Source organism: Citrobacter sp. CK185, from assembly GCF_030333565.1.
Taxonomy (GTDB): domain Bacteria; phylum Pseudomonadota; class Gammaproteobacteria; order Enterobacterales; family Enterobacteriaceae; genus Citrobacter_B; species Citrobacter_B koseri.
On record NZ_JAOWFR010000025.1, the window covers coordinates 243,041 to 261,288 of the forward strand.

Below are 18,248 nucleotides of genomic sequence, written 5' to 3' on the forward strand. Positions count from 1 at the left end.
TCACTCCGTGGCGCAGCAGGTTAACGGCTGTTCAGACCGTTGATTTCATATTATCAGAAGGTGGCGTTACCCGGTAGCCGAGACGGCGAATAAATTGCATAAAGCCATTGGGAGTAAAGACTTCTTCATCATCCAGCAAAGGCCGCATGGAAACCATGCCATTGACGCGATAGATAAGATGCCTGCCCGACGAAGGAAAGCTAAATACCACGCAGCCGTCAGACCGTCTTACAATGTCATACCAGTTATCTTCTGACGTTTGCAAAGCTGAATTACTCACATTCTGTTCTCCCTTCGAGCGACATACAGACGCGGTTAAAAATTGTCGGCAGCAGCATCAAAGGGATACGCAAATTGCGGTATTCTGAAAAAAATGCGCGCCAGCCCCAAGCGCAATGTTAGTAAAACCAGTCGTCAGCGCTTTCCCAGGTATCCTGGAGGATCTTTTCAATTTTCTTTTTATCGTCCTTATCGCCACCGAAAACGCTTAGTCCATCTGATCCGGCGCGACGGATTATCAGGCTGCAATTCTCATACTGATTATTCAGTCGTTTAAGTAATTCTTTTTCCAGTGCTGGCACTGCACCATCAGGAAGTTTCTTTGTTCGATCAATAGTTAACTCAACTTTCATAGTGGCCTCCACCGCGTATACTGTATTTTTATACAGTATACCTATAAAACGAAATGATCAACGTTTTAAGAGCACGAATTGTTAACCCAGAGACACAAATTTCAGGCATAAAAAACCCGCCAGCGGCGGGTTCATGGTGGAGGTGAGTTTGATGATGCTAGAAGCGGCGAAGAGAAAAATCGCAAAAATTCCTACAGTTCACCAAGCAAACAGACAATCACTTTGTTAAAACTTAACCTTTACGGGAATGGACATCAACGCGTTTGCATCTTGTTCTTTAATACCCTCAGGAACTACAGGAAAAGAAGATGATGAAATTGCGTACAGTAAAGAAAGACATAACCTGAAATCACCGTAATCAACGGAAGCAGTCTGATTCCTGGCATTTAGTCTTACTGTACACTCCTGCCCCTTATACATTGATGAGTTATACATTTTTGACGAAATGATTTTTCTAATTTTTGCCATATACTCGGCCTCACTCATATCCGCTTCCGGGTTATCATGATACCGAACAGACACGCTATTCGATGGCAAACACGTCGTTGATATTGGTTCATATCTTTTAGCCACACACCCCGATAACATTAAAGAAACAAAAACCCAAAAAAACACTCTCATAATTTCTCCAAATATGGCAACGGAACACTAACCGTGTTCAAAATCACTAATATACGAATATACTTCATGGAATTAAATTGCATTACAATGTTACAGGACACATATATGAAAAAAATCTTAATGTTGGCTATAGTGGCGTTAACTATTGCAGGTTGCTCCCCTCTTGCACCTACAGGCTGTCAGAAAAAAAATGCAATGGAATCATGCGAATATAAGAGTTCAGGTAAAGTGTCGGATAAGGATATATATGGATGGTACTCATCCAGAATAAAAAAAGCTTTGGACGCAGCACTTACAGAGCCCCATGCCTGGAATGGCAAAAGATGTAATGCCCATCTGGATTTCAAAGTTGATGGCACTCTGCAAAATTTTATCGTGAAAGGTGGTGACAAAGATTATTGCGCTGCATTGCAAAAAGCTTCTGAAAGAGCAACATTCCCGTCGTTTACCGATCGGAGAGTTTACTTTAATATGGGTTCCGCAAGATGGAACTTCGAAGGTCAGCCATGATAACTATGGTGCGCCGGGAGATCCCCGGCGTTCTCAACCTGAGAAAAACCATTTTCACTTCCGCTGGTCAAACATCTTCCTCAACGTCCACCAGCAGCAGGTTTTCCAGCTCTATAATCCGATTGGTGGCGTATTGCAGAAGTTGATCATCACTTCGTCTCCCGCCATACCCGCTTATTACGTCTCGGGAAGCGTTCTAGCCTCCATATCCAAATCATCCACAACATCTTATGAAATTCAGGTAGTGTCCGATAATCATCAGCACTCATCTCGAGGGCCTTAAGTCGCCACTCTGCTACCTTGACCACCCGCCACAACATCACCAGACAAAACAGAGTGCAAACAACAAGGAAACCGAAAAAAAGATAAGTAATCACCCCATTCCTCCTGATGCTGTTCCGCTTTGATATGCAGGCGCGGCTCACCGTTTTTCGGCTCCGGCCACTGGCGCGCCATGTTCACCTTCAGTTTTTCTTCCATCGCTGCTGTAATTTCACCGTCACAGATGCCGGCACGTCTCTGCGCGTCCCACAGCAGGAACTGCATGTCAGCTCATTCGCTCAAGTCTATAACATCATCGGCTGCCTCCAGAGCTTCTTTAGAAAGATGCTTCAATGGCCCAACCGGGCCGACATTGCCGAACGTGGCATCAGACCATTCAGCATGGCGCTGACGAATTAAATGCCGCATCTGTACCGGCGCAGGCTGTAGTGCATACTGCCAACGAAGGTCATGGTTTGAATCAAACCGACGACCATCTCTCATCTGGATTGCTACACCGGAATCCCGCGTATCCACTGCGGAACCGTAACCGACAAACCTACCCGCCTCATCCCAAACAATGAGTTTCGATCCAGGTAATGGACGAGAAACAGGATATTTTGTTGCTCTCCAAATCGGCTCTACCGGCGCTGGCGGGGCTGTGTAGAGAGGCTGATGCTTCCAGCCACACGCCATTGGCTCCGCCATCCTCGCCTCAAGCAATTCATCAATAGCTTTCACAGCGTCAGCGATGATGTAATCCATCCTGCCGCCGTTCGAGTATTGAAGAGTACGCAGGAACGCGTCGCGCAGCTGGTGCAGTCGCTCGATTGTAAGCGGGCCGTTTGCCGGATGGTTAGCACCGAGTCCTGTTAGTTTGTTATTGGTCATCGCAATACATCCCCCACGCTGATTAAACCCTTGCTGCACAGGTAGTCCATAGCATCCCTGTGTAAACTGCTGTCTGGTCTGGCATTTTTAAGCGAATGGGCTAAACGCTTAACCCACATAACAAGTTCGTCCATCTGTTTGTTGTCTGGTGCTGGCGGGGCGATGTATAGCGGTAAGGTTGCACCTTTTTTGGGCTTGTTGGTTATTGTGGCAAAACGAGTATGTTCTCTAATTAAACGCTTCGCCGCCTCACCATCGACGTAAAACATTGGCTCAGCGTCAAGCGATGCCAGCGCTATTTCTGCCAGGCGGAGACTAATCTTGTGCGCGTCAATATTTGGCGACACCCGCATTATGGTATGACATGCTTTTATAGATTGCTTCGCTTCTTCGATTAACTGCTCTTTGGTAAATTGCATTACCAGTCACCCCCGCCAATCATCGGTTTATTCGTTATAGTGACCACAAGCTCGCACTGCGGTTGCCCATCATCGTTATGGCTGTCACCCAGCATCAGACACAGGGTGTCACTGGCGCTGTAGTAGCAGGCGTCCGGGAAGTGCTTTCGGATATCAACTAGTAGGGCATTAAGGCTTGCTGTCACGCGGTTAAAGCGCGTCACGGCTGTGGGCATGACGTCAAGCAGCAGACCCTGCGCTGTGCAGTCATCGTTATTGATGGCCTCCATCACTTCCGCTTGATTCATTGGTTTTACTGACTGCTCTCTGGTAATAGTGGTCATGGGTTAGTCCTTCAAAAAGATGATCCAGTGGGTTTTGTCGTTCTTACCGGTTCGCTGTCCGATTAGTGGCTTAACGTCTGTAAGCGCAAGAATCTGGCTAACTGGTATCTGCGTTTCGTTCCATTTGAAGATGAGTACGCCTTGTGGCCACAACACCCTGAATGCTTCAGCGAAGCCGGCACGCAAATCATCACGCCAGGTATCTTTGTTAAGGCGTCCGTATTTTTTTCCCATCCACGCGTTTTCACCGACCCTCTCAAGGTGAGGAGGATCGAACACCACAACCCCAAACGAAGCATCGGCGAAAGGAAGGTTACGAAAGTCAGCCACCATGTCAGGGCTTATTACCAGTTGGCGACCATCGCACAGCTCGTGCTGTTCATCGCGAATATCGGTGAACAATGCCCGCCCATCCTGCTTATCGAACCAGAACATGCGAGAGCCGCAGCACATATCTAAAACAGTTTGCTCTGCCATGCTCACTCCCCCTTACACTGCCAATTGCAGTTGCATGTTGAATTTGTCTTTTTCCGCGCAATAATTCAGAGAACCTGGGCTATTGTGAGATTCAATACGCTCAACCATCAGTGCGGCGCGTGTCTCTTTGCTGGAAGGCGCATAAGAACCTTTCCATGCCTTATCGATGCCAATATTCCTCGCAACATTGGTGCTATCTGCGCTGGCTAATGGGATGCTTGTGAATATTTGTGGTCTGAGCATTCTTAATCCGTGCAACTTTGCAACTGGTTGCCCGAGGTCATTAACTACATGACGTATCAAGTCTCGAAGTCTTGCTATCGCCTCTTTTGGTCGTTTTACGTCATAATCCCCGCAACTGCCGATTGCGACGCGGGGATACTCGTTGCAGAGCCTGATAAACCGTTCATCAGGTTCATTCATGTGCCAGACAGGAACGCCGAAGAATTTATTGTGTGGCCACTCAAGCAGCAGCGCATCGTTCTCTTCCTCTCCGCCATCGATAACGTCCGGGATGATGGCGAAGTCAAAGCCCGGATGGTTCTTCCAGCGCTCAACAAACTCGTAGTAGTCGCTCCAGTCGATTTTGTTCTTGCCAGCTGCTTTCCACGCAGTGAATGCACCGTTGTCCAGGGCGAAAGATTGACAATATTCAGCAGCCAGATTGATCTGCCCGGAGTGCGCGAAACTGATAAACGCATGGCGTCCTTTCCACGCTTTCATGGCGCACGTATCCGGCGTTATTGGACCGCCGTGATAGTGGATCATCACTCCCCCTTACCGATGCCAGCGGCGCTTTCTAACAAGTCGTCTGCGGCCTGAATATCATGATGCTCGTCATAATCAGGCAGATAGCGACGTGCGACAGCGGCGAGATTGTTTAGCACCCTGTGATAGTCTGCTATGCGCTTCTCTGCGGCTTCCAGCTTTGCCTCTGTCTCTCTAAATTTGGTATGCCAGCGGTTACATGCAACAAACGCCCCCTCCCTATATCCTGTTTCCATGTCAATTTCGTCTATCAATGACGCGATGATGTTGAGCTCGTCGTTATTAACTAACGCCATAAACTCACTGGTAGCCTTATCCCATGCATCCAGCGCATCATAATTTCTTGGGTTTTTGAGATGAGCGGCATATGTTGTGCGGTATTTTTCCGCAGCTTCACGCAGCGCCTGTTTGTCTGTCATGCTGCACCTCCCTGGCGAAGCTGGGCTGCGAACTCGCGCACCTTCTCGAGTTCAGAGCGCAGGAATTTAGCGGCGCCATCCCAGCCTGTTTCATTAGCGCGTTCAGCCTCAGAGTTAAGTTGTTCTGCATAACTCTCCACACCCTGCGCCCGCACTTCAGCCAGGAAAGCGTCGGTTGCTGGGGTTTCTGGAGCATGGTCAATAGCCTGATGCCATGACGGAACCTCGCCAGCCTGCACAAAGCAACTCTCTGCAATAAACTTATTCAGCCCCGCATTCTCCGCAGCCAGCGCCCGGCATCTTGCTTCCTGAGATTTCCAGCCTTCCCACATGGCTGCCATCATCATGAACCAGGCATTCCCGCAGCCATCCTTCTTGGTTTCGAAAAACCAGTTCACGAATTCAACTGTCATCCCATTTTCTTTTGCTAATTTCTCTATGTTGCTCATACCCCTACCCTCCCCCAAACCATCAAAACTCGCTTCATCGCTGCGCTGTTGCGGCAAACGGATGTGACCATGTTTTTTCTCACGGTCGATTTGAAGCGCTTGATATTCAGCTCTCCGCCGGGCAACAGCGAATAAACCGGGTGATGCGGCTCGCCTGTACGGATCACTACCGCTTTGCGTGTCAGGTGAAGCAGCAGGTTGTGAGATTTCTTGCAGTCGCATCCCAGCAGGTTCTGAACCTGTCGCGGCGTGATGGTCTGGTTTTCCCGAAGGAAATCAACAATTGCCCACAGTGATTTGCTTGCCATCGTCATTCTCCCTCCACGTTGAAGAACCGGAGCGCGTGACGATTCCTGCCGACTTCACGATATGTGGCTTTGCCCATTGCTTTTAAAACATCGATTACAGTTTCCATAGGATTCCCCACGAAATTATTTAACGAGCCGTAGGTGGCTAACGTTTTTCCGGTAGCTTTTCCAGTCAAAATTGACCCACATTCCACCGTCCATCTGGAGGCGATCGATAACCCGCGCACCCAGGGTTTCAAGCAATCCCTCATAGTTCAGGTTCGTCAGAACACCAACCGGCCGCATCGACGACAGGCGACGATCAATAACCTGGTTGAGGATGACTTTCTCGCCGCTGCTGCCACGCTGAATACCGACTTCGTCCAGCACCAGCAGGTCAACTTTGCACAGGTCATCAAGCAGTGACGCTTCAGACAGGCCACTGTCGTAACACTCACGTACACGCAGCATCAGATCGGGGATAGTCACCACCAGCACGGAGTGTCCAGCAGCCAGCAAATGATTTCCGATCGCGGCCGCCAGATGGTTTTTCCCTGTGCCCGGTTCGCCACTGAACACGAAGCTGGTAAAACCATTGCCAAAGTTCTGCGCATAGCTTTTTGCCATAGTGAACGCCCTGCGCTGCTTATCCCCTGTCACTTCATAGTTCGCGAAGGTGCAACTGCGATGCAGATCCTGAATACCGGAACGACCGAAAATTTTTTCTGTTCTGGCCTTCTGGTTCAGCTTCTCCAGTTCCTCGCAACGTTTTCTGCCTTCGGACTCCTGCCAGGCGCGCCACTCTTCAACGGTCGAGAACTTAGGCTGAACGCTGGCCGGAATAATTCTTTTCAGTCGCTCAAGCGCACTGCCGGTGCTAACAATGTTTTTCATCGCTACCCCCTGAATCCCGATGGGATTTTTTCATCAGGTTTAGAAATTTTGTTCGGATCTCTCACCCCTGATGATCGCTGGATTTCCCACGCCTCACTAAAGTGCATGCCCGGGCCAAAAAATGTTTTTGCCTGTTTGACGTACCTGGTGTTGAGGCTTCCATCCGCTTTGACATAATCGGCATACCTCTGAGTACCCGCGATCATGTCCTCTGCGGATACCCCGTCGTTGAGTCGGGCACTCCAGGCCTTGTAGGCGTCAGATTTACTATTTCCACCGTCACGCTTTGGGTAAATACCCCAAGCCTGTTCAAAATCTTCCGAGTAAGTATTTTTCCCTTGGGGTGTGGCGTCGCCATGCCCCGAAATATCTTTATCCTGATCTTGTTCCTGATCCTGTTCCTGATCTTGGCTTCCTAGCCCCTTCGAAGCCCCTTCTGAAATATGGCGTGATTCGCGCTTAAAATTCAGATGAAAATCCGTCTTGTAACGTTCATAAAATGATGAAAGAAAAGGATTTTCAGGCAACGAAGAATATTCATTCCTGACGCCAGCGCAGCGGTTATCACCGGGCTTTAATGCCTTCCCTACCTGATAGGCCGCCATTTCATGCACCCAGACCATCTCTGTGTCCTCGTCATAGCTACAAAATCCAGCTTCAATGGCGCTTTTAAGCCCCTTTGAAGCCCCTTCCAAGCCCAGACCTGTTTCATGGGCTATGTATAGAATTGGCAGGTAATACAACCCGAGCATGTTTGCGTGTGGCGAGGTCATCAGATAAAACGAAACCACCTGCGCCTCCGCGCCTTGTTTCCTCAACTCACGACCGGTCTTTCCAAGCCAGAACTGAGGCGCAACAGTTGCGTAATCACGCATAAAAACCTCTTAATCGCTAAAGTGGTGGTCCATCTATCTTTTTGACGGCTGATTTTTCTGTCATAATTTCCTCGTAATTTCTGCCTGGAATTACACCGAAGGCCGTCTGTGTTGGCGCACAGCGGTCTTCACCCTCACATGACACCCGGCGCTATGGCCGCGATACCACTCAGAACCTGAATGACAGCATCACCCGGCAACATATTCAGCAGATGCTCAATCCCTTCCCTGACCTCTTTCACCAGTTGATGCTTTGGCGCATTCAGCATTACGGCCTGTTTCGCCTCGCTGATTTCCTTCTCCATCGCTGCAAAACGCGTCATGAAACAATCCTGTCCGATAAGGCGCCCACGAAATTCCAGCGGCAAAACGGCCAGGATTGCAGGAGTCAGCTGGCGGATGTTTTCGCGCGCATATCCGGTGTCGCTGTCCAGCCAGCGGAAAAGCTTCTGCCGCTTACGGCTCAGGTCGTCAGGAAAATCCAGCCCGGCGCCGCCCTGCCGTTCCCATTCTTCAACGATGATCCCGGCAACTACGTCCTGGTTGTCCAGCGATGCCGACCACGCACGAACGGCAGCCCGAATCTGGTCATGCTTATCCGCCGGATCAGGCTGATTGCGATTTATCATCGTGGCCGGAGGAAACCCGGTATTTTGTTGAAATGAAATTGAATGCACGGTTACGCCCTCGCTTCCTGCGCCGGTAATCCATCCGTTGGGTTGAGGTACAAATCAGGGCGCAACTCATGTGGAGTTACACCTGTAGCATTGAAAATAGGAATGACACGGTTAGCCGGTACGACTCCATTATCACGGTGACGCCAATGGCTGACCGTCATTGAAGATACATCGAGCTTTTCTGCTAAACGGGTTGCGCCCCCTGCAATGCTTATTGCTTTATCAAGTGCTTTCATATTTGGCTCCAAGTAATAACAAACCAAATTAAACATTATGTTTATACGCAAGTCAACATTATGAATGTTGAGGCGATAAACTTTTAGTTTAGAATCTTGATATATGAGAAAAAACACACACCAAACAGATAACCCGCAGGTTCGGCGGTTAAATGAGATCATCGAGAAGAAGCGCATATCCAAAGCGGATATAGCGAGGATCTGTGGTGTGAGCGCACAATCAGTCAACAACTGGTTTGTCAGAGGGGCGATAGGAAAAAGCTCAGCAATAAAACTTGCCGATGCGTTGGGTGTGAGTCTTGAGTGGGTTCTAGGTCAGGACGTGGATGCTAAGGACGGTTTGAGACACGACGAACGGAGACTATTGGAACTCTATAATCAACTACCAAACGAAGAAGAGCAGCAGAACATGTTGCGGATCGTATCTCTGCGTCTGAAGGAACTCGACGAGTTGTACGCCAAGTACATGGGGCGGCGGATTAAGGGTGATGGAGAATTGAAATAAGTTGAGGTCAACATGAACACATTCAGCATACTCGCGATACCTTTCTTTGCTCTTTCAGTGGTTCTGTTGACTCTTGGCGCTACCAGGAAGAACCAGGCGAGTTTCATCGTTGGTGGTGTGTTTATGGCGTCCAGTGTGGTTAATGCGGTGATCGGCATGTCTCTTTGAGCGCTATGAGATCAGGCATCCTCGTTACTTTGTCATGTGTGACAGCCTGGTATGCACTCTGCGAGCTTTGATGTGGTTTACCACTTTAATAGTCACCGTATCACTAAACTGATTAGCTTTACTCATACTCTTGTGGATTCGCTATTTCTGATGTCAATGCAAAAAAATACTAAGGAAACAAAAAGGATACTTATGTCAGATAACACTATTAAAATCATACCTCAGCACATGACCGCCACATCAGTTCTTATTACGCCTGATCGTGCTGAAACAATCATTACTTTTTACCGCCATGAATTTGAGCATCACATGCAGTCTGATGAGCAAGGAAAGAATAGCTTCCAAGTAAAAGTTGAGTTGACCCCTAACATGTCAGTCTCAATGAGCCCGGATCAAGCTGTTGCATTAGTAAAATCATTACAGGTAGCTCTCAGGGATAATGGGCTATGGAAAGACTGAAGCCAGTTTCTTCAGTTCAACCTACCTCAGGAACAACATCATCAGTTCTTCCAAGTATTATAGTTAGTGCAACCCTAGCAGCGACAACCGTTTCTCCTTATGGGGATCCATCTCAGTACCAAAGTATTGGTATTGATGCTAAGGTATCAAATAGAGTTTCATACGCCATGGACGAAACGGGTTTGCGCCCAAGTAAGGAAGATGTAGCGATGAAGAGTGATACCCTGGAGGTAAGCGTGAGCGGAATGTCCAGAGAAGAACTTGACGCAAAGCTTTCACAAAACAAATCAGAGGTAGAGTCTATTGCTGCGGAAATGCGTCGCGAATCAGCTGACTTTAAAACCTATTATACTCAGCAATTTTCTTCTATTGAGAGAGGTATTGCTGAAATTAAAGGTGAAATCGGCGGTTTGAAAACGGGACTTACAACGACTCAGTGGGCGATGGCCGTTGGCTTGACTTTAGTTACTGTGATTCTGTCTGGCGTGATGTTAGCCTCAAGTTGGATTATCTCCGGCAATGACAAGTCACCATCAGTAACCAGCCCGGCTCCAATTATAATACAGGTACCGACACAGCAACCATTAACGAGCGCTCCAACTAACCAATCGTCATCACAACAAGCTCCTAAGCAATAAATAAACCCGGCCACCGCGCCGGGTTTTTTATTGCCCTTTCCTCACGAACTCCGCAGCATCCCTCAGCAATCCCTTGTGAATCACATTACCAACCGCCTTCCTCTTGGCTTCCAGGCTATCCACAATCGCATCCCGATTAATCACTACCCCGCCGATAATCAACTCAACAACCGCTCCGCCAATCTCGCCGGCGATGAATGCTGCACGGTCTTCCAATAGCTCATCCCGTTCCATATCCATTCCTAAACCCATAACAACGCCCTCTTCGATGTTTTTATAACCATACAATAGACCCAAAAACATACTACCTGCATCAACCTTCGCTACAAAATAAACTTTTTGTTTATATAAAAACACCCATTATGTTGACACATAAATAAACATTGTGTTTAATTACTCCAGCAACACGACCACCAAGGCAGGACGCCCACGAAGTAGCCGCACCAGGCGTATGAAGATGGTGATGAGGTGGATGAGTTAACGCGCAGCAGGTTTCAAACGTTCCGCCAGCCGGGCGACAACGGCAAGAAGAGGGATAAATCATGAGTGAGGTAATTTTTAGCTTTGAAAACTCCAGTGACGCAGCACGCGCTGGGATGTTGATGAATAAGGCGGATCCGTCACTGCGTTATGTGCATATACGCGCAACTGTCTGTGTAACCTGGCATGCGAACATCATTGCGGCCACGCAGGCAGTCCTGGATGCAAACATTCCGTGCACTTTTCAGTACTGGAATGACATTAAAAACAGTCATAGCAGAGGTTGAAAATGATTGATTTCGCACGTCAGCCAGCACGCATCCAGGCCGTTCGCGGGAATGCTTTTACAGCGCCATTTCGATTTTTTTGGTGTGTCATGAAAGGTTGCATCACCAAAAAGGAAACCAGCAAATGAACTCTTTGTTCGCACTGGTATTAACGGTCGCAATGACCAACGGTGACTTTCAGGATGTGATTCTCGGTGTATATGACAACCAGCAGGAATGCCAGGCCGCAGCTGTCGAGCAAAAGGTTAATGGTGAGTGCTGGCCTGTTGAGGGAATTATTCGCAACGGAGAGCTGCCAGCAAGCATCTGAGGAGGGGTAATGCAGAAAGAATGCGGTTACTGCCGCAAACCCGTTGAAGAAGGCAAGGAAGTAAAAAACGTATTGCTCTATCTCAACGGTCCGCAACTGGCACAGAAAGAAAAAGAATATTGCTCTAAACAATGCGCTGAATACGACCAGATGGCGCACGAGAGTTAACCAGCAGTCCTGAAATATGAAATAAAAAATTCGCCATTAATTTGGCGCGGCTTCTTACACCCTGAATTTAACAACCGGAGAAGTTTTATGGAAATCGTAAAAATTGAAATGAACCTGAAAGCAGTGAATAAAGAATTGGCTGTATTCAACTGCGAGAAGAAAGTATCAGGCGTTATTCATTCAGCCGAAACGGGTGCGGTCACGGTCATTCTCGACGGTGGCTATGTATTCGGCAAGTTCGACTGTCCTCTTTGTGCTGTAGAGGCAATTTCAATGCTGTCCGTGAAAGTAAGTGATGGCGATAACGCCGGGTTTGGTAACTACCGAAGCTACAAACTCGATTACTCAGAAAAAGTTTTCAGCACCGTTCATTAAGCGAAAGCCCACCGAAGTGGGCCCGCTATGTCCGGCCTCACCGACCAAAGCGAACCGGACATTCTACCAGGTAAATCAGAGGTGTTATTAAAGCACCTCTTATCTACACGGTATTAATTCTACACAATTTATTGAGGATAAAGCAATGAGTGGAACTAATCCTGTATTTTTAGTCCGCAAAGCAAAGAAATCATCAGGACAGAAAGATGCAGTTCTCTGGTGCAGCGATGATTTTGAAGCGGCAAATGCCACACTGGATTATCTCCTGATTAAATCCGGCGCAAAGCTGAAAGATTATTTTAAAGCTGTCGCCACTAATTTCCCTGTCGTTAACGAACTGCCGCCGGAAGGCGAACTCAGCTTAACGTTCTGCGATTTCTACCAACTCGGTAAAGACAACATGACCTGGGCGCAGATCCCCGGTGTTACGTTGCCCTCTTCTGATGCTGCCGCCGAAGCACGTCAGCATATCGTTAACGGTGTTGATACCGAAACAGGTGAGGTGCTGGAAGATCACACGGAAGATTTTGGCAATGAAGAAGTTGTCGATACCGAAACTGGCGAAATTACCCAGCACGAACAGTCGTCAACTGAAGACAATGGCGATCTACCTGAACACCCTCAGTTAACCGTTGTGGCAACAATGCCCTTCCGTCATCGTGTTCTGGCTCAACATATTGGCGATGGCGAGTATCTCTATCATGTCGATGAAGAGCAGAAAAAAGCAATTCTCGCTCTGGAAATGGACACTGATAACTCATATGTCCAGAACCTTTTACTTGCGTCTGAGAATGTTGAACCATTCAAAAAGGCCATTGAACACGATATCCATAAAGCGGTAAATGCTGTTAAGAACGTGTTTCCTGCCGATGGCAAAATCCCTGAGCTGGCAAGCGTTATCCAGTTTCTGAAAACATGGTTCGATACCCCTCATATTGATCGCGGGCTGCTCGTTAAAGAGTGGTGCAAAGGTAATCGTGTATCAGCTATTCAGCGTACTGAAAGCGGCGCGAACGCTGGCGGCGGAAACAAAACAGACCGCAACCCGGATTATGTCCACACGCTGGATACGCTTGATCAGGAAATCGCGCTGGCCACCCTGCCGATGGATTTTAATATCTATGAATTACCTGGTAGCGTTTATCGTCGCGCAAAAGAAATCGTTAAGAAAAAAGAAAGTCCATTCAAAGAATGGTCCGCAGCACTTCGCGCAACACCGGGTATCCTGGACTATTCCCGCGCCGCTATTTTTGCGCTTATCCGAAGCGCTCACCCTGAGTTTTATCACTATCCAGGGCGCCTTCAGGGTTATATCAACGCCTACTTAACGGAGAGCGATCACGAGAACCCCACAGCAGAAACGCTCACTGCCGCCCGCCATACACCAGAAAAAGACGCAGTGGAAGAAGCTAACCGCCAGCTTGCTGCTGAGCGCGGCGAGTATGTTGAAGGTATCAGCGACCCGAATGATCCGAAATGGGTGAAGGCTGATGCAGGTAAGCAGGAAGCCGAACCGGAACTGGTGAAAAAGGTTGCCGCAGGCATATTTGACGTTTCTGCGCTGATTCAGAACTCCTCAACTCATGGCACAAAACAGAAAGCGGAGACCACCAGCGATGTGCAGGTTCAAGAAACTGACGGTAATGAAGAACAGGCTGGTGATGCGCTGCGTACAAGCGAAAGCGATCTGGGGAATGGTGAAGAAGCAGATACCGGCGAACAAGCCGATGTAGACCACAATCAGCCGGAAGTGAGCCAGAACAACGATTCTGCAAGCCATTCTGAGCCAGAAGCGCAACAGGAAGAACCAATGCCAGTGTGGCCGGAATACTTCGAGCCGGGGCGTTATGAAGGCGTACCGAACGAGGTATATCACGCGGCGAATGGCACCAGTTCGACGATGGTAAAAGATGCCCGGGTATCGCTGATGTATTTCGAGGCGCGCCACGTATCCAAAACCATCCAGAAAGAACGCACCAAAGTTCTGGATATGGGGAATCTGGTGCACGCGCTGGCATTACAGCCTGAACAACTGGAAAAAGAATTCAGCATCGAGCCGGAAATCCCGGAAGGCGCGCTCACGACGACAGCGACGATCCGCGCGGTTATCGACGAGCACAACGCCAGCCTGCCGCCGCTGTTGAGCACTGACGATATCAAAGCGTTGCTGGAAGAGTACAACGCCACCCTGCCCGCGCCATTACCGCTTGGGGCATCCGTTGACGAATCGTATGCATCATATGAGCAATTGCCTGAAGAGTTCCAGCGTATTGAGAACGGAACCAAGCATACCGCCACAGCAATGAAGGCCTGCATCAAAGAGTACAACGCCACCCTGCCGCCGCAGGTGAAAACCAGCGGAAGCCGTGACGCGCTGCTTGAGCAACTGACGATCATCAATCCTGATCTCGTTGCACAGGAAGCGCAGAAGCCACAGCCGTTGAAAGTATCCGGCACCAAAGCGGATCTGATTCAGGCAGTGAAAACCGTCAAACCTGAAACAGTGTTTGCCGACGAGCTGCTTGACGCATGGCGCGAAAACCCCGGCGATAGAATCCTGGTTACCCGCCAGCAGTTGAGCACCGCGCAGGCCATCCAGAAAGCGCTACTGAATCACCCGACCGCCGGGAAGCTGCTGACGCATCCGAACCGCGCCGTAGAAGTGAGCTATTTCGGTATTGATGAGGAAACCGGGCTGGAAATCCGCGTGCGGCCAGACCTTGAAATCGACATGGGCGGCCTACGCATCGGCGCTGACCTGAAGACTATCAGCATGTGGAATATCAAGCAGGATGGTCTGCGCGCGAAGTTGCACCGGGAAATCATCGATCGCGATTATCACCTGAGCGCTGCCATGTACTGCGAAACCGCAGCGCTGGACCAGTTTTTCTGGATATTCGTCAACAAAGACGAGAACTACCACTGGATCGCCATCATCGAGGCATCCGAAGAACTGCTTGAACTCGGCATGCTGGAATACCGCAAAGCAATGCGCGCCATAGCGAACGGGTTCGACACTGGCGAATGGCCAGCGCCGATTACCGAAGATTACGCCGAAGAACTCAACGATTTTGATGTGCGCCGCCTTGAAGCGCTTCGCGTACAGGCCTAAGGGGGAACTGTCATGGAAAATACCAACATTGTTACAGCCGAACAGCAGGCACCAAACACAATCTCTGCAAGTAACTCAATTTTCAACGTACAGGCCCTGGGACAGTTGCAGTCTTTCGCCGGGCTGATGGCTCAATCCGTCGTTACCGTGCCCGCGCACTTGGCAGGAAAGCCAGCAGATTGCATGGCTATCGTCATGCAAGCCATGCAATGGGGCATGAATCCATATGCAGTTGCGCAAAAGACGCACCTGGTCAATGGGCAACTGGGTTACGAAGCACAGCTTGTTAATGCCGTTATCACCAGTTCCAGCGCCATCCATGGCCGCTTCCATTATCGCTACGGTGGTGACTGGGAATGTTGCACCAGAACCAAAGAAGTGACCCGCGAGAAAACAGGGAAAAATGGCAAATACACTGTAACGGAACGCGTTCGCGACTGGACTGATGAAGATGAAGCAGGCCTCTACATCGAGGTCGGGGCAATTCTTCGTGGTGAAAGTGAAATCACTTGGGACAAACCACTCTACCTGTCTCAGGTAGTTACTCGAAATTCGCCGCTGTGGGTTTCAAAGCCTGACCAGCAAATAGCCTATCTTGGGGTGAAATATTGGGCGCGGTTGTACTGCCCGCATGTGATTCTCGGTGTTTACACACCAGATGAGCTTGAGCAACGTACCGAGCGAGAAATCAATCCGGCGCCAGTCCAGCGCATGAGCGTACAGGAAATCACTGGCGAGGTTAGTACCACGACCAGCGCGCAGGAATCGGCAACTAACATTGACGCCGTTGCCGACGACCTACGCGACCGCATTGACACAGCAAGCTCCGTTGACCAGGCCAAAGCTATCCGCGCTGATATTGAGTCGCAGAAAGCGCTGCTGGGAACCGCGCTGTTCACCGAATTGAAAAATAAGGCAGTTAAGCGCTACTACCAGGTCGATGCGCAGAACAAGGTCGAGGCTGTGATCAACTCACTTCCAAATCCTGGCGAACCGGAATCCGCAGCGATGTTCGCTAAAGCTGAAAGTGCTCTCAGCACTGCCAAACGTCATCTTGGCGATGAACTGTATGATCAGTTCCGCATCACCCTGGACGACATGAAACCGGAATACGTGGGCTAAGGGAGGCGGGAGGGCGGCCCCTCCCGTCACAGGGGGTTATATGCGCCTTATCAATCGCAGTAAGCAATCGCCGTTAGGTCGTCGGGCATGCGATGCAGCACTGGCAAAGCATGTTGAGCTTTACGGGGAGTTTGGCCGACAGAAAACAAAGACCACTTATACCGTGGCGGTCGACGGCGTGAAGGTGACAGTAGAAGTTGTTAACCGACATAAGAGCTATGTCGCCACCGCAATGACAGGTATGCGCCGACTGCGCGCACTGCCAGGGCAGATTGCCTGATAACGAATTATCAATGTCACAACACCGGCGCATCTATACTGGCGCCGGTTACCTGAGGTGAACCATGTCACAGGTAATTTTTAACGAAGAGTGGGTTGTTGAGTCCAGACTTACCGAAAGAACAGGACTTACTGAAGGACAAATTAAAAATTATCGCCTGAAGCTATGGGTTGAAGGTGTTCACTTCAAGCGCCTTACTGCGCTTGGACAGACTGACAACTCTAAAGGTCTGCTTTGGTACAACTACCCGAAGATTAATCAGTTAGTTCAGGATGCTTAATGAAATACCCGACTGGTGTTGAACTGCATAACGGAAAAATCAGGATCACATTTATCTATCGCGGCATTCGTTGCCGCGAAGTTCTCCAGGGTTGGGTTGTCAACAGTAGCAACATTAAAAAAGCGGGCAATCTGCGCGCGGCAATTGTGAGTGAGATACAACTCGGTAAGTTCGACTACGCAGATCGTTTCCCGGAATCAAAGGCTCTTAAGAAATTTTCGTCCACAAAACGGATCTCCACATTCAAAGAACTGAGTGATTTTTTTACAGATACAAAGTCACTGGAGGTATCTGAAGCCACTTTGCTATCCATCACATCAGTCGTTAACACCCTGAAACGAGTAGTGGGCGAGAACACACGGCTGGTTGATATTCAGCACGCAGATATTCTGAATTACCGCAAAGAACTCCTGACCGGGGAAGTTTTCAACCCTTCAATACCAAACCGCATCAAAAATGGGCGCGCGCCCTCAACAGTCAATAAACAGATGGCTGTTTTATCAGAAATGCTGAAGCTTGCAAACCGAAGCCAGTTTATATTGCATGCTCCTTATGAAGGAGTGTCGCGACTCAAGTTATCTAAAAATGATCCCGACCCACTTTTACTTCATGAGTACCAGGCACTGATAGCCGCCCTTCCCCGTAGCCAGGCATTAATCATCATTATTGCGGTACATACAGGGATGAGGCCAGGCGAGATATGCGCACTGGCATGGGAAGATATTGATTTGGTAAAAGGTGAAATCCACGTATCCAGAAATTTGACGAACAAGCGAGTATTTGTACCCCCTAAAACAGATGCCGGGATAAGGACGATAACGTTGCTGAAACCTGCTCATGATGCTCTGCTGGAGCAATACGAAATCACCGGGAACAGTCCAAAACAGGAAATTAAGTTTCATCATCGTGAGATCGGAAAAACTGAGCAGCAATATCTTCGCTTCGTTTTTTCACCGACAACATACTCGTCAACGAAAGGCGGTTACTTTTCCAAGGACTCGATTTCGTATGGCTGGAAACGTGGGACTAAACTTTCAGGTATACGTGAGCGCAATCCATATCAGTCGCGTCACACATATGCCTGCTGGACGCTGATGGCCGGAGCGAACCCGTCGTTCATTGCCAGCCAGATGGGGCACGAGGATGCGCGTATGGTGTACGAGGTTTACTCCAAGTGGATTGGTGATATGAACCAGGATCAGGTCAACATGCTGAACAATCAGATGCCGACAGCACTGCCCCCAGGACGCCCCCAAGGGCGAGGGAGTATGAAAAAAGTCATTTAATTTCATAGCGCTGGTTTCAATCCACACAATCAGCGTTAA

The 18,248-nt window shown here is 49.0% G+C and carries 26 protein-coding genes and 2 pseudogenes; 12 read left to right on the forward strand and 16 right to left on the reverse strand.

Annotated elements, in window-relative coordinates; all coding sequences use genetic code 11:
* Positions 1-31 precede the first annotated feature (31 nt).
* The 3 genes from OGV79_RS13660 to OGV79_RS13670 all read right to left on the reverse strand — a co-directional run bounded on the left by OGV79_RS13660 (position 32) and on the right by OGV79_RS13670 (position 1,118).
* Positions 32-280, reverse strand: a complete 249-nt coding sequence (locus OGV79_RS13660; protein ID WP_012132752.1) for a hypothetical protein — start codon at positions 278-280, stop codon at positions 32-34.
* A gap of 118 nt (positions 281-398) precedes the next feature.
* Positions 399-632: a DinI-like family protein gene (locus tag OGV79_RS13665; RefSeq protein WP_200098958.1), complete on the reverse strand. Its 234-nt coding sequence runs from the start codon at positions 630-632 to the stop codon at positions 399-401.
* 225 nt (positions 633-857) lie between these two features.
* Positions 858-1,118 (reverse strand): cell envelope integrity TolA C-terminal domain-containing protein, encoded by a 261-nt coding sequence (locus OGV79_RS13670; protein WP_071258672.1) that lies wholly within the window; start codon positions 1,116-1,118, stop codon positions 858-860.
* 240 nt (positions 1,119-1,358) lie between these two features.
* Between OGV79_RS13670 and OGV79_RS13675 the strand changes: the two genes are divergently transcribed.
* Positions 1,359-1,763 carry a cell envelope integrity TolA C-terminal domain-containing protein gene (locus OGV79_RS13675; RefSeq protein WP_230011290.1) on the forward strand — a complete coding sequence of 135 codons (405 nt, stop codon included), beginning with the start codon at positions 1,359-1,361 and terminating at the stop codon, positions 1,761-1,763.
* A 396-nt stretch (positions 1,764-2,159) separates the two neighbouring features.
* On the opposite strand, the pseudogene OGV79_RS13680 reads toward OGV79_RS13675, so the two are convergent.
* The 12 genes and pseudogenes from OGV79_RS13680 to OGV79_RS13735 all read right to left on the reverse strand — a co-directional run.
* Positions 2,160-2,438 (reverse strand): annotated as a pseudogene (locus OGV79_RS13680) (dATP/dGTP pyrophosphohydrolase domain-containing protein); the annotation flags it as partial.
* Positions 2,439-2,911: 473 nt separating this feature from the next.
* Positions 2,912-3,334 (reverse strand): hypothetical protein, encoded by a 423-nt coding sequence (locus tag OGV79_RS13685; RefSeq protein WP_286468614.1) that lies wholly within the window; start codon positions 3,332-3,334, stop codon positions 2,912-2,914.
* On the reverse strand, positions 3,334-3,657 hold the full coding sequence (locus OGV79_RS13690; RefSeq protein WP_286468615.1) for a hypothetical protein: 324 nt from the start codon (positions 3,655-3,657) through the stop codon (positions 3,334-3,336). Before OGV79_RS13690 ends, OGV79_RS13685 begins: the two co-directional genes overlap by 1 nt.
* Before the next feature lie 3 nt (positions 3,658-3,660).
* The gene (locus OGV79_RS13695) at positions 3,661-4,134 is read right to left on the reverse strand and encodes a class I SAM-dependent methyltransferase (RefSeq protein WP_286468616.1); all 474 of its coding nucleotides are present in this window, start codon (positions 4,132-4,134) and stop codon (positions 3,661-3,663) included.
* Positions 4,135-4,146: 12 nt separating this feature from the next.
* The gene (locus OGV79_RS13700) at positions 4,147-4,902 is read right to left on the reverse strand and encodes a hypothetical protein (RefSeq protein ID WP_286468617.1); all 756 of its coding nucleotides are present in this window, start codon (positions 4,900-4,902) and stop codon (positions 4,147-4,149) included.
* Complete coding sequence (locus OGV79_RS13705; RefSeq protein ID WP_286468618.1) at positions 4,902-5,321, reverse strand: ead/Ea22-like family protein; 420 nt, start codon at positions 5,319-5,321, stop codon at positions 4,902-4,904. The genes OGV79_RS13700 and OGV79_RS13705 overlap by 1 nt, the downstream gene beginning before the upstream one ends.
* Positions 5,318-5,770: a hypothetical protein gene (locus OGV79_RS13710; RefSeq protein WP_286468619.1), complete on the reverse strand. Its 453-nt coding sequence runs from the start codon at positions 5,768-5,770 to the stop codon at positions 5,318-5,320. The genes OGV79_RS13705 and OGV79_RS13710 overlap by 4 nt, the downstream gene beginning before the upstream one ends.
* On the reverse strand, positions 5,767-6,078 hold the full coding sequence (locus tag OGV79_RS13715) for a hypothetical protein (protein ID WP_286468620.1): 312 nt from the start codon (positions 6,076-6,078) through the stop codon (positions 5,767-5,769). The genes OGV79_RS13710 and OGV79_RS13715 overlap by 4 nt, the downstream gene beginning before the upstream one ends.
* A gap of 123 nt (positions 6,079-6,201) precedes the next feature.
* Positions 6,202-6,951, reverse strand: coding sequence for an ATP-binding protein (locus OGV79_RS13720; RefSeq protein WP_187305280.1), 750 nt, complete (start codon positions 6,949-6,951; stop codon positions 6,202-6,204).
* 2 nt (positions 6,952-6,953) lie between these two features.
* On the reverse strand, positions 6,954-7,826 hold the full coding sequence (locus OGV79_RS13725; protein WP_286468621.1) for an LvrA C-terminal domain-related protein: 873 nt from the start codon (positions 7,824-7,826) through the stop codon (positions 6,954-6,956).
* Positions 7,827-7,960: 134 nt separating this feature from the next.
* Positions 7,961-8,503 (reverse strand): toxin YdaT domain-containing protein, encoded by a 543-nt coding sequence (locus tag OGV79_RS13730; RefSeq protein WP_286468622.1) that lies wholly within the window; start codon positions 8,501-8,503, stop codon positions 7,961-7,963.
* Positions 8,504-8,505: 2 nt separating this feature from the next.
* On the reverse strand, positions 8,506-8,739 hold the full coding sequence (locus OGV79_RS13735; RefSeq protein WP_044596227.1) for a transcriptional regulator: 234 nt from the start codon (positions 8,737-8,739) through the stop codon (positions 8,506-8,508).
* Positions 8,740-8,842: 103 nt separating this feature from the next.
* On the opposite strand from OGV79_RS13735, the gene OGV79_RS13740 reads away from it, so the two are divergent.
* From OGV79_RS13740 to OGV79_RS13750, 3 genes are all read left to right on the forward strand, one after another.
* On the forward strand, positions 8,843-9,244 hold the full coding sequence (locus tag OGV79_RS13740; RefSeq protein ID WP_286468623.1) for a helix-turn-helix domain-containing protein: 402 nt from the start codon (positions 8,843-8,845) through the stop codon (positions 9,242-9,244).
* Between the two features lie 360 nt (positions 9,245-9,604).
* Positions 9,605-9,871: a hypothetical protein gene (locus OGV79_RS13745; RefSeq protein WP_001529821.1), complete on the forward strand. Its 267-nt coding sequence runs from the start codon at positions 9,605-9,607 to the stop codon at positions 9,869-9,871.
* Entirely contained in the window at positions 9,859-10,509 is a 651-nt protein-coding gene (locus OGV79_RS13750; RefSeq protein ID WP_015980176.1) for a hypothetical protein, read from the forward strand. Before OGV79_RS13745 ends, OGV79_RS13750 begins: the two co-directional genes overlap by 13 nt.
* A 27-nt stretch (positions 10,510-10,536) precedes the next feature.
* Here OGV79_RS13750 and OGV79_RS13755 read toward each other — a convergent pair whose 3' ends face one another.
* Positions 10,537-10,743 (reverse strand): hypothetical protein, encoded by a 207-nt coding sequence (locus OGV79_RS13755; protein WP_175479750.1) that lies wholly within the window; start codon positions 10,741-10,743, stop codon positions 10,537-10,539.
* 657 nt (positions 10,744-11,400) lie between these two features.
* On the opposite strand from OGV79_RS13755, the gene OGV79_RS13760 reads away from it, so the two are divergent.
* From OGV79_RS13760 to OGV79_RS13795, 8 genes and pseudogenes are all read left to right on the forward strand, one after another.
* Positions 11,401-11,586 carry a YdfD/YebW family protein gene (locus OGV79_RS13760; RefSeq protein WP_112002254.1) on the forward strand — a complete coding sequence of 62 codons (186 nt, stop codon included), beginning with the start codon at positions 11,401-11,403 and terminating at the stop codon, positions 11,584-11,586.
* Between the two features lie 9 nt (positions 11,587-11,595).
* Positions 11,596-11,754: a YdaE family protein gene (locus OGV79_RS13765; RefSeq protein ID WP_060816008.1), complete on the forward strand. Its 159-nt coding sequence runs from the start codon at positions 11,596-11,598 to the stop codon at positions 11,752-11,754.
* A gap of 21 nt (positions 11,755-11,775) precedes the next feature.
* The gene (locus tag OGV79_RS13770) at positions 11,776-12,129 is read left to right on the forward strand and encodes a DNA breaking-rejoining protein (RefSeq protein WP_077956858.1); all 354 of its coding nucleotides are present in this window, start codon (positions 11,776-11,778) and stop codon (positions 12,127-12,129) included.
* Between the two features lie 145 nt (positions 12,130-12,274).
* Positions 12,275-15,241, forward strand: coding sequence for a RecE family exodeoxyribonuclease (locus OGV79_RS13775; protein WP_286468624.1), 2,967 nt, complete (start codon positions 12,275-12,277; stop codon positions 15,239-15,241).
* Positions 15,204-16,363: pseudogene (locus tag OGV79_RS13780) on the forward strand (RecT family recombinase). Before OGV79_RS13775 ends, OGV79_RS13780 begins: the two are co-directional and overlap by 38 nt.
* 40 nt (positions 16,364-16,403) lie before the next feature.
* On the forward strand, positions 16,404-16,643 hold the full coding sequence (locus tag OGV79_RS13785; protein WP_012132782.1) for a DUF4060 family protein: 240 nt from the start codon (positions 16,404-16,406) through the stop codon (positions 16,641-16,643).
* A 64-nt stretch (positions 16,644-16,707) separates the two neighbouring features.
* Positions 16,708-16,923 carry an excisionase family protein gene (gene xisR / locus OGV79_RS13790; protein WP_104868789.1) on the forward strand — a complete coding sequence of 72 codons (216 nt, stop codon included), beginning with the start codon at positions 16,708-16,710 and terminating at the stop codon, positions 16,921-16,923.
* Positions 16,923-18,209 carry a site-specific integrase gene (locus tag OGV79_RS13795; RefSeq protein WP_110123564.1) on the forward strand — a complete coding sequence of 429 codons (1,287 nt, stop codon included), beginning with the start codon at positions 16,923-16,925 and terminating at the stop codon, positions 18,207-18,209. The genes xisR and OGV79_RS13795 overlap by 1 nt, the downstream gene beginning before the upstream one ends.
* The last annotated feature ends 39 nt before the right edge of the window (positions 18,210-18,248 follow it).